The sequence below is a fragment of the Geminocystis sp. CENA526 genome, assembly GCF_050753365.1.
Lineage (GTDB): Bacteria > Cyanobacteriota > Cyanobacteriia > Cyanobacteriales > Cyanobacteriaceae > Geminocystis.
In genome coordinates this window covers 1-4,575 of the sequence record NZ_JBLZFY010000181.1, presented here as the reverse complement: position 1 = coordinate 4,575, position 4,575 = coordinate 1, and the positions used below count along the sequence as shown (strand labels likewise).

Here is a 4,575-nt window from a genome sequence, read left to right as displayed (position 1 = left end):
GATAATTTTCTAATGGTTTAACTTCAATAATATCTTTTAACATTTTTACTCCAAAGGTTCGATATTTTCTAATGGTTGATTTAGTCTTGCTAATTGCCAATTCTCTCTTAATTCTGCTTGATGTAATAAAGCCCATTCAATAACTATCCCTAAAATTCGAGGGCTTAATTTTCCTTGCAAAATAGATAATGTTTCAATATCTATAATGGCTTTTTGTTGGTTATATCTCACATGAAAATGAGGAGGCGAATGATCATTATAATACATAGTTATAATGATTCCTAAAAACCGACTAATTTCTGGCATATTTTTCCCCTTAGTATTGTAAGTTTTTAACAGTGCGATCGCCAAAGACGGCGCTGCTCGATCGAACTCCCCCCCAAAAAGTCGATCGCACCATCCTCCCAAAAATGCGATCGAACCTCTCCTATCAAAATTAGTCCTAATTAATAAACTTCGTCATGAGTACCAATATCAATTAAATTGATTTCCTCTTCTAAGGTTTCTTGATTATACTCAAAACAAAACACAATACGACAATCATATTCAACGGTACAAGCCCAAGCCCCTGATAATCTTCCTTTCAATTTGTGAGTGCGTAATACAGGATCATAAGGATTATTAGCTAGTAATCTTAATTTCAATTCGATTTTGGGCTTTAACTCTGGTTTTCTTTTAATAACAGTTTTGAACGCTCGTTTAAAGGATGGAGTGAGAATTAATTTAGTCATTATCTAATTCAGCAATAATATCATCAACGTCTCCCCGAAATACGTTTCCTTGTTGATAATCTTGACGGGCTTGAATAATATTTTGAGCAATTTCTTCCCGTCTTTTCTCAATTTGTCTATGGCGAATAATATTAATTAAGTCATCTTGTTCATCCAGAGACAGATAATCAATCATCTCTAAAATTTGACCAAATTGGATGGTTTGTGACATTATAGTTTTCCTCTTGACCGTTAAAAACTAAGTTTATTATATATAAAATGAAAGCTCGATCGAACCTCATCTCCAAAAGTCGATCGAATCTATCTGTTTATATTGATGATGATAACAACTTAATAATTTCTTGTTTCTTCATTTTTGAATAACCAGAATAACCTCTTTCTTTTGCCATCGTTTTTAAAGTTGTTAATGTTAATTTATTGTAATCTTTAACGTTTATTTCCTCTATTTCAGTAGATTTTGCCTTAGAGTCGCCCGAAGAAACTGAAGATTTAAGGTAAAATATCTCTTTAAAAATATTGAGTTTTTTGCCCTTAGTAATTCCACATTTTAAATTAGGAATTTCTGATAAGTTTTCTTTCCATAAAAGACGATCAGCCTTTTCAATTCTTTCTGTTGCTGTGGCTATATTTACACCAACTAAAGGATTAATAGAACGCTTAATTAAGTAATCAAGTCCCAATTTTATTTCCTCCCTTGAGGCAGTGGCTAAATTAATTTTTGCTATTTTTTCCTGTGCTAAAATTTTCGCTGATTCTGCGGTGATTAAGGAATCATCGGCAACGATACACCATACTTTTTTAACTCCTGCTTCTTGAGCAGTTACAAAAATAAAACTATTAGCAATTACTTCATATTTCTCGGAGTCTATTTGTTTAACAATTAAAGGAATCCAATTTCTTCCGTTTGCTTCATTAATAGCTTTAGCCCCATTATTAATCAAAAAAGGATGAGTTTCTATGGGTTCTGTTAATTCAATTTCATCTAAATAAAGATGTAATAATGTTCCGATTTCTTGTTTCATTAGATAAAATATTCCCTTACTAAATCACTATAATATTCACGGGCTTTTTTATTATTAAAAACCGCAGGACGATGAGAAAATGATGCTGAAGCAATATGAGCGTAACTTGGCAATTCAAATATTTCTAAATTTTTTTGAGCATTGGTATATTTAGGAAAGAAAAAAGGTGTAATATCTATTTTTTCTTCAGTTTTGACTTGTTTTATAATTTGAAAGATCGCTTTTTGGGCTTGTTGCTTTCCCGCACTACTTATTTGTTCTCCATTAAAGAAAATAGGTAAGGGAAAAGGATTTCCTAATTCTGAGTTATGACTACGACGCTTTTCGCCGATGGTAGGAAAAATACTTCTAATTGCTAAAGCCGCATTTTTGAAAGAGGCAATTCCATTATGTTTAGACGGCATTAGTACGACATCCGAAGCGGCGATCGCCTCTTGATTAAAAAACCCACTACCCGGGGGAGAGTCGATGAGAATATAATCATAAACCTTTCTCAAACTAGATAAACAATTTCTTAAAGTACCAATAGTTATAGAATTAATCCTATTTCCTATCCTTAAAAACTCCTCATCAGCAGGGATAATGTCAAAACCGTATTCGTGATTATTACTAGCTTTTAACCTATAGCTAGAAATCACATCTTCAATTTTGTAATTTTTATAGTCTAAGAAAAATTCTGATAATTTGAGGGGAGGAGCTTTAAAATCAAGTAAATCAGATAAATCTTTTTGATTAGGATCAAAATCCACTACTAATACTTTTTTATTGAAGCCGTAAGGGGCGGGTAATGACAAAATACCTGCCAAATTAATGGTTGTGGTTGTTTTGCCCACTCCTCCTTTATTGTTATACAAAGCAACAGATAGGCATTTTTCTGGTTGATCAATATATTTTTTGATTAGAGCAATTTTCTCATCAATATTATCAGGAGTTAACAGGATATTTTCTGTATAGGGATAGACAACTCTACCATGACGGCGAAAAAGTTGAATATAATTACCATTGGTTAGAATTGCCCAACGAACTGTTTTACAATTAGTTGCACTGGTATCTAAATAACGCTTTAGTTGTACTACAGCTTTCTGATAATCTTTACTACCAGTAGAAATATCTAGCATTCTTTTTTTTAATTCAATAATCAAAAATGGATTGCTTTTACTCTGAGCAAAATTATCGGTACTGGTATTTTTTCGGACGGCAATATCAACTTTATCTCCTCCTTTACCAGTGGGATATTCGATACAAAATTCATTGCCTTCAAAATTCCATGATGGTAATAAAGCAGGAAGAATAAATTGAGTTAGTATATCAACTTCAATGGCTTCAGCCGATAAAGCTAACCATGTTTTTTTGAGATTAGATTCAGTCATAAAAAGTTTTTTATATTTAGACTTTTAATTTATTGTAGGCATTACTGATACTAAAAATTATAGTATTACAAGTATTTTCGATCGAGAAAGCATTTTCCCTTCTATTCATTTATCAGTGTCAAAAGTTCAAATTATGCAGTATTATTTTGGTAATTTTAATATTTTGCTTATAAAGCCTTTACGATCGAACCTCCCCCACAAAAATTGAACTCCACCCGAAAAACTCGATCGTCAAAGACTTCTTCCCATAAAAAAATGATAATATAATAGTCAAAATTAAAATTGTAAGTGTATTTATGACAAAAAGTTTTGAGAATATTTAAAAATAAGAGTTTTGACAGATTTACTCGTAAGGAAGGAATTAAAGATGAGGATTTATGGGAAGCAGTAGAAAGAGCGAATATCGGTTTAATTTCTGCTGATTTAGGAGCCGGTTTAATCAAACAAAGAATCGCACGTTCTGGGCGGGGAAAATCTGGAGGATTTCGTAGTATTATTATTTTTAAAGCAGATGATAGGGCTTTCTTCGTCTATGGTTTTGCAAAAAATCAAAAGGCAAATATAAATGAAAAAGAATTAAAGGCTTTGAAAAAATTGAGTATTCAGTTACTTTCTTATTCTGAACAAGATTTATTAAAAGCAATTCAAAATGGAGTATTTAAAGAGGTAATTTTATGAATAATGAAAAAATTTATGACAGTGATATTTTGGCGGCTATTCATGAAACCGCATCGGATTTACATTCTGCTAATTTATTAGATGAGTCTATTAAAAAAGAATTTGATGAGATTTGTTTAACACCTATTAAGTCACTTAAACCTGCTGAAATTAGAGCAATTCGCCTTGAAGAAGATATTAGCGAAGAAGTTTTTGCTAAATATTTGAATGTCTCACCCCATTTAATTCGTCAATGGGAAAGTGGCAAAAAAAAGCCCCAAGGTTCTTCTCTGAAACTTTTATCTTTAGTGAAAAAAAAAGGTATTTCTCTGCTAGTTTAAAAACTATAGATAAATTTCAAGATGCGATCGAACTTCCCCCACAAAATCGCATCCCTCATAAATATTATTCTTTAGGGATTTCTATTATGGTATTTTCATCGGTAATAATCCCCTCTAAATTGGCATCGGTTAAATTATCTGAGAAGTTAGCACCTGTTAAATAAAGATTTTCAGGAATTTTGACTTAAATCGGCAAATCCTTTGATGACAATAGTTTTATTCTCAGGAAACTCCGCTACTAATTTAAGATTTCCCCCTAAACCTTGAATATAGTTAGCTAAAGTAGATAATAGCTGAAAATTATTTTCTCTTACTTGGCTTTTAACAATCTCATCAAGAGATAATTCTAGGTTAAGTTTTCCTAAACTAGATTTTATTTGCATTTCCCAAATTGTAGCCACACTCAACATTTTCAAATTATTAGGATTAGTTAATAACTCCATTGCTGTAGATG

The 4,575-nt window shown here is 31.7% G+C and carries 8 protein-coding genes; 2 read left to right on the top strand and 6 right to left on the bottom strand.

Features of this window, described 5'->3' with window-relative positions:
• Window positions 1-45 precede the first annotated feature (45 nt).
• The 5 genes from ACN4EE_RS22075 to ACN4EE_RS22055 form a co-directional block, all read right to left on the bottom strand.
• Entirely contained in the window at window positions 46-408 is a 363-nt protein-coding gene (locus ACN4EE_RS22075; protein WP_431708673.1) for a DUF4160 domain-containing protein, read from the bottom strand.
• Between the two features lie 38 nt (window positions 409-446).
• Window positions 447-731 carry a type II toxin-antitoxin system RelE/ParE family toxin gene (locus ACN4EE_RS22070; RefSeq protein WP_431708672.1) on the bottom strand — a complete coding sequence of 95 codons (285 nt, stop codon included), beginning with the start codon at window positions 729-731 and terminating at the stop codon, window positions 447-449.
• Window positions 724-942, bottom strand: coding sequence for a hypothetical protein (locus ACN4EE_RS22065; RefSeq protein WP_431708671.1), 219 nt, complete (start codon window positions 940-942; stop codon window positions 724-726). Before ACN4EE_RS22065 ends, ACN4EE_RS22070 begins: the two co-directional genes overlap by 8 nt.
• Window positions 943-1,039: 97 nt before the next feature.
• A complete protein-coding gene (locus ACN4EE_RS22060; protein WP_431708670.1) occupies window positions 1,040-1,753 on the bottom strand; it encodes a ParB N-terminal domain-containing protein in 714 nt (237 codons plus the stop codon).
• Window positions 1,753-3,123: a ParA family protein gene (locus ACN4EE_RS22055; protein ID WP_431708669.1), complete on the bottom strand. Its 1,371-nt coding sequence runs from the start codon at window positions 3,121-3,123 to the stop codon at window positions 1,753-1,755. Before ACN4EE_RS22055 ends, ACN4EE_RS22060 begins: the two co-directional genes overlap by 1 nt.
• A 309-nt stretch (window positions 3,124-3,432) precedes the next feature.
• On the opposite strand from ACN4EE_RS22055, the gene ACN4EE_RS22050 reads away from it, so the two are divergent.
• The gene (locus ACN4EE_RS22050; RefSeq protein ID WP_431708668.1) at window positions 3,433-3,801 is read left to right on the top strand and encodes a type II toxin-antitoxin system RelE/ParE family toxin; all 369 of its coding nucleotides are present in this window, start codon (window positions 3,433-3,435) and stop codon (window positions 3,799-3,801) included.
• Entirely contained in the window at window positions 3,798-4,121 is a 324-nt protein-coding gene (locus ACN4EE_RS22045; protein WP_431708667.1) for a helix-turn-helix domain-containing protein, read from the top strand. Before ACN4EE_RS22050 ends, ACN4EE_RS22045 begins: the two co-directional genes overlap by 4 nt.
• A 170-nt stretch (window positions 4,122-4,291) precedes the next feature.
• Here ACN4EE_RS22045 and ACN4EE_RS22040 read toward each other — a convergent pair.
• A partial coding sequence (locus tag ACN4EE_RS22040) for a PIN domain-containing protein (protein ID WP_458575037.1) occupies window positions 4,292-4,575 on the bottom strand: 284 nt, incomplete at its 5' end.